The 5008-nt window shown below is 68.8% G+C and carries 6 protein-coding genes; 1 reads left to right on the top strand and 5 read right to left on the bottom strand.

The genetic code is table 11. The features are described from left to right. Positions 1-82: 82 nt before the first annotated feature. The 5 genes from K2Z83_RS27820 to folE are packed head-to-tail and all read right to left on the bottom strand — an operon-like array spanning position 83 to position 4299. Positions 83-871: a hypothetical protein gene (locus K2Z83_RS27820; RefSeq protein WP_220598430.1), complete on the bottom strand. Its 789-nt coding sequence runs from the start codon at positions 869-871 to the stop codon at positions 83-85. 11 nt (positions 872-882) lie between these two features. Continuing rightward, positions 883-2292, bottom strand: a complete 1410-nt coding sequence (locus tag K2Z83_RS27815) for a glycosyltransferase family 4 protein (protein ID WP_220598429.1) — start codon at positions 2290-2292, stop codon at positions 883-885. Next, on the bottom strand, positions 2289-3071 hold the full coding sequence (locus tag K2Z83_RS27810; protein ID WP_220598428.1) for an SDR family oxidoreductase: 783 nt from the start codon (positions 3069-3071) through the stop codon (positions 2289-2291). The genes K2Z83_RS27815 and K2Z83_RS27810 overlap by 4 nt, the downstream gene beginning before the upstream one ends. 13 nt (positions 3072-3084) lie before the next feature. Next, entirely contained in the window at positions 3085-3603 is a 519-nt protein-coding gene (folK, locus tag K2Z83_RS27805) for a 2-amino-4-hydroxy-6-hydroxymethyldihydropteridine diphosphokinase (RefSeq protein WP_220598427.1), read from the bottom strand. A 15-nt stretch (positions 3604-3618) separates the two neighbouring features. Continuing rightward, positions 3619-4299 carry a GTP cyclohydrolase I FolE gene (gene folE / locus K2Z83_RS27800; RefSeq protein ID WP_220598426.1) on the bottom strand — a complete coding sequence of 227 codons (681 nt, stop codon included), beginning with the start codon at positions 4297-4299 and terminating at the stop codon, positions 3619-3621. Between the two features lie 256 nt (positions 4300-4555). Between folE and K2Z83_RS27795 the strand changes: the two genes are divergently transcribed. Continuing rightward, a partial coding sequence (locus tag K2Z83_RS27795; protein ID WP_255604568.1) for a helix-turn-helix domain-containing protein occupies positions 4556-5008 on the top strand: 453 nt, incomplete at its 3' end.

The raw sequence follows: 5008 nt of genomic DNA, 5'->3' as shown, positions 1-5008 counted from the left end.
GGGGGCGCGGGGGCGTCGCCCCATGACGCTGCATTAGCTCCGCCTATTATTATAGCTCATACGGGCTACTTTTTGCCCGCGCCTACGAAGGATCATGGGCACCGTCGCGCCCGGCCAGCCGCGCGTAGAGCCCATACTCCGCGAAGACGGCCGCGAGCTGGGCGTCGTTCCGCCCGGCGTTGAGCGTCCAGAGCATGCGCCGCTCGGAGCCGGGGATGTGGGGCAGCTCCAGCGAGGCGGCCCGCACCTTCTGGGCGGCGGTGCCGCGCAGCAGCGCCATCGCCTTGAACCACGTGTCGTCGGCCGTCGGGCAGAGCCGGCGCATCGCCGCGAGGTCGAAGACCCGCTCGTCCAGCGCGCCCGGCGGGTAGAGCGTGCCGCAGGTGCCGGTGGGGAAGAGCAGGTGCGAGGGGCCGCGCAGCCCGGGCGCCAGCCAGCCCCACTCGCTGTAGGGGGCCAGCTCGCCCCCGGCGGCGAGGCGGATCTGGTGGGCGCGGTGGCAGTGGATGTGGGCCGGCGCGGCGCGGTACGAGGCGTAGAGATCCGCGAGCCAGCCGGGGGGGTAGATCACATCGTCGTCCGCCGTCACCACGGGCGCGCCGGCGAACTCGCGCAGCGCGTAGAGCAGCTTCGTCTGCGGCCCGAGGTCGGGGCGGTAGCGGATCTCCACGCCGGCGGGCAGCGGGAAGCGCGCGGCCAGGTCGCGCCGCGCCGCCGGGGGGAAGTGCTCCTCGCCCAGCCAGATCACGGCCGCCTGAGGCCGGGCCGTCTGCCGGGCCAGCCAGCCCAGCTCGGCCAGGAAGAGCTCGACCCGCTCGGGGATGCTGGTGATGCTCAGGACGACATCGACCACCGGTGGCTCGGCGCTCATAGGCTGCGCCCTCACGCCGGCAGCGGCGACAGGTAGCCGTCGCGGCGCCATGCGGCCAGGGCCTCGGGCGAGACGCCGAGCTGCGCGGCCTGGGCCGCGTCGAAGCCGCCGGGGTGGGCGGCGGCGAGGGCGCTCAGTGCGGGGATGTGCGCGTGGCGGGCCAGGAAGTCGTGGAAGACCATGCCGTCGCCCCACGTGTAGCACCAGGGCGGCAGCCCGTAGCGCGTGGCGGGGCCGAGCGGCCGGGCGCGGGTGGCCGGCGGGCCGACGCGCCGCGCCCCGAGGATCGCGTCGGCGTAGGCGTCGAGCTGATCCTCGATGGCGAAGTGCCGGCGCAGGTAGGCCATCGTCGCCGCCGAGGTGCGCCCGCCCCCGCGCACGATCGCGGCGGCGAGGGCGGCGGCGGCCTCGTTATCGTCATAGTGGACCTTGGCGATCAGATCGTCGGGCAGCAGCGAGCGGTGGGTCGCCACCCGCGCCACGATGGCCGGGGTGCCGCAGGCCAGCGACTCGTAGGCCACATTGCCGAAGGCCTCGACGAAGGATCCGAGCACCAGGGTGAGGTGGCCCAGCCGATAGTAGTCGGGCATCAGGCGCTGCGGCACCCAGTCGTGGAAGATGAAGTGCTCGCGCAGGCCGCGGGCGGCGATGTCGGCCTCGGCGGCGGCGTAGGCGGCCCGCACCTCGGGCGAGCTCGCCTCGTCGAACCAGCGCGGCACCAGCACGCGCAGCGTGTCGCAGCCGTAGCGGCGCACCAGCAGCTCGGCCACCGCCACCGTCTGCGCCAGGCCCTTCGTCTCCTCGGGGCGGTGCGGGTGCAGCACCACAAGGTGTCGCGCCGGGTCGACCCCGGCCAGCGCGCGGATGGCCGCGCCCAGCTCGCCCGGGCGGAACAGGCTGAAGTCGATGCCGTTATTGACCGTGACCGTGCGGCGCGCAAGCTCGGGCAGGAAGCGCCCGGCGGTGTGCAGGTAGACCTGGCGCGAGTACTCGGCGATCGCGATCAGCCGGTCGGCGGCGAAGAGAAAGCTGCCGAGGATCGTCTCGGGGTAGACATTGTCGCGCAGCGAGATCACCGTCGGCACATCGCGGTAGAGGTAGGGCAGCAGCAGCTCGCCGTCGTGCATATAGAAGCGGTCCGCGCCGTCCAGATGATCGGCGATGGTCTGCGCGATCTCGGCCAGCTGGTAGGCGGGCACCGCGTAGGGCTGGGGGAAGGGCTGCTTGAAGGGCAGCAGCGGCAGCACCTCGACCCGGTCGTGCCAGCGAAAGGGCCGGCTCTCGGGGAGGCGCGTGCAGAGCACGGTCACATCGTGGCCGAGCTCGCCGAGGCGCACCAGGACGTTGCGCTGATGCTTGGCCGAGCCGCCGATCACGCGGTCCTCAAACAGCGGGTTGATCGAGAAGCCGATGATCCTCATGATGCGCCGCCCGGGTCGAACTGCGACGCGTTCCGGCCCACGCTCGTCAGCCCCTCGCCCCCGTCGACGGTCAGGATCTGGCCGGTGACAAAGGGGCTGGACAGCAGGTACAGGATGGCGCCGGTGATATCGTCGGCGGCGCCCTGACGCCGCAGCGGGATGCCGCCCACGCGCCAGGCGATATATGCCTCGCTGCGCGTATCGGCCGGCATGACCACGCCGGGGGCGACCGCGTTCACCTGCACGCCGGGGGCGAGCTCGACGGCGGCCATGCGCGTGAACTCGGCCAGGGACTTCTTCGCCAGCAGGTAGGCGGCGTACTGGAACTGGTTGAAGGCGATCTTATTGTCGATGATGTTGATCACGTGCCCGGCCCCCACCTGCCGGGCGAAGGCCTGGGTCAGGAAGAACGGCGCGCGCAGGTTCACCGCAAGCTGCTGGTCGAAGATCTCGGCCGTCGTCGCGCCGATCGTCGCCTGGGTGTAGGCCGACGCGCTGTTGATCAGGACGCGCAGATCGGGCAGCGCGTCGCGCGCCCGCTCGACCAGGGCGGGGATCCCGGCGACATCGCCGAGGTCGTGCGGCACGAGGTGGCAGGCCACGCCGAGGGCGCGGATCTGCGCGGCGGTCTCGGCGGCGGCGGCGGCCGAGCGGCCGTAGTGCAGGGCGATATCGTGGCCGGCGGCGGCCAGGGCCAGGGCGATGGCGCGCCCCAGCCTGACGGCGCCGCCGGTCACCAGGGCCGCCGGGCGCGCGGCGGGCGGTTCATGCGAGGTCATGGTACTACTCTTCCTATGCGGCGGCGGCCAAGATGCGCCCGCCGACGAGCGTCAGGGTCAGCGGGGCCAGGCCGACCGTCAGCGCATCGAGCGGCAGCGGGAGGCCGGGCGGCAGCGGGAGCGGCTCGGCCGCCGTCGTCACGCCGACGTAGCCGAGCAGCTCAAGCAGCATGGGCCGCATATACGACTCGTGCGGCAGCAGGTCGGTCGGAGCCTGGCGGGCATCATCGCCCAGCCAGAGCAGCAGATCGAGGTCGGCGGTGCGGCTCTTGGTCTTACTGTCGGCGGCGGCGCGGTCGCGGCCAAGGCGGGCCTCGATCGCGTTGAATTGCGCCTTCAGCTCCTGCGGCGTCAGGTCGGTGGAGAGGCATGCCGCGGCGTTCAGAAACGGCTCCCCGATGACGCCGACGGGCACCGTCTCGACGATGCGGCCGACGTGGAGCGCCGGCGCGATCTGGAGCAGCGCCCGCAGCATCAGCGGGACGTGCTGGCGCGGCGCGATGTTGCTGCCGATTCCGATGAAGTAGCGCATACGCGAGCCATGATCCTAGCGGCCGTGGTCGATGTGGCTCATAAACTCCGCCCGCGTCTTCGAGTCATCGCGGAAGACACCGCGCATGGCCGAGGTGATCATGCGGGCGTTCGCCTTCTTCACGCCGCGCATCACCGAGCACATATGCACGCCCTCGGCCACCACCGCCACGCCGGCGGGCTCCAGCGCCGTATTGATGAAGTCGGCGATCTGGACGGTCATCCGCTCCTGGACCTGGAGCCGGCGGGCGAACATCTCGACGATGCGCGGGATCTTGCTCAGCCCGACGACCTTGCCGCTCGGGATGTAGGCCACGTGGACCTCGCCCATAAACGGGAGCATATGGTGCTCGCACAGGCTGTAGAAGTCGATATGCTTCACCATAACCATCTCGTCATAGTCGACGCTAAAGATCGCGTCGTTGATCAGGGCCTCCGGGTCGATATGGTAGCCGGCGGTGAGCTCGGCGTACATCTTGGCCACCCGCGAGGGCGTCTTCAGAAGCCCCTCGCGCGCGGGCCGCTCGCCGATGGCGTCGAGGATATCCAGAACCGCGTGCTCGATCTGCGGGCTCGTGCTGAAGGCCATGCCTTCGAGCTTGCCCTGGCCAGGGATGATCAGGCTCGCGTCGTGCGCCGATATGGCATCGTCGAGGGTATGGTCGTAGCCGTTGCTATTCGCTGTATAGGTAGTCATCGTGCTCCTCTTGTGTGTGATTCATGTGAAACCCTGCCCCCCGTCGTGATGAGGGCAGAACCCGTCGTCTATGCTTTGTCCGAGCATTGCACAGGATGTTACGGGCGCACCTCTACATTATTGCACATGTTTATAGAAATAGCCCGTAAAACCCAGGAGCTTCAGCCCTGGGATAGAAGGGCTGCATCCGCTTTAGCGGCTTTAGCTTCAGCCGCATGGATTTGCTGAATACACTGTAACGTGTTATCCTGTGTCCATGCGCACGTCGTTCAAATACCGAATCTACCTCTCGAAAGGCCAGCAGCGTATCCTTGCGCAGCAGCTTGAGGAAAGCCGTTGGGTCTACAACAAACTGCTTGCCGAGCGCAAGCGGGCCTATGAGGAGCGGGGCGAGTCGCTGCGCACGTACGATATGCTGAACCTCCTTCCGGTCTGGAAGCTGACTCGTCCATCTATGAAGCTCGTTCACAGTCAGGTGCTCCAGAATATCGGTATACGAGTCGATCTGGCCTTTCACGCCTTCTTCCGCCGTGTCAAAGAAGGTGCCGCTGCAGTCGGTTTCCCGCGCTTCAAGGGCTTCGGTCGCTACGACTCGCTGACGTATCCTCAGTACGGAAATGGCGTGCGGCTGGAGGGTGAGCGGCTCATCCTCTCGAAAAGGGTTGTTAGCGCGAATAAGTCCTGGGTCAAGCCCCACCGGCTGGCGACT

Origin of the sequence: Oscillochloris sp. ZM17-4, assembly GCF_019599295.1 — a bacterium.
In the GTDB taxonomy this organism is placed as follows: domain Bacteria; phylum Chloroflexota; class Chloroflexia; order Chloroflexales; family Chloroflexaceae; genus Oscillochloris.
This window is presented reverse-complemented; position numbering and strand designations above follow the sequence as displayed.

Excerpts from the sequence above, each read along its gene's own strand:
- K2Z83_RS27820 (WP_220598430.1), bottom strand. The coding sequence starts at position 871 with ATGAGCGCCGAGCCACCGGTGGTCGATGTCGTCCTGAGCATCACCAGC.
- K2Z83_RS27815 (WP_220598429.1), bottom strand. The coding sequence starts at position 2,292 with ATGAGGATCATCGGCTTCTCGATCAACCCGCTGTTTGAGGACCGCGTG.
- K2Z83_RS27810 (WP_220598428.1), bottom strand. The coding sequence starts at position 3,071 with ATGACCTCGCATGAACCGCCCGCCGCGCGCCCGGCGGCCCTGGTGACC.
- folK (WP_220598427.1), bottom strand. The coding sequence starts at position 3,603 with ATGCGCTACTTCATCGGAATCGGCAGCAACATCGCGCCGCGCCAGCAC.
- folE (WP_220598426.1), bottom strand. The coding sequence starts at position 4,299 with ATGACTACCTATACAGCGAATAGCAACGGCTACGACCATACCCTCGAC.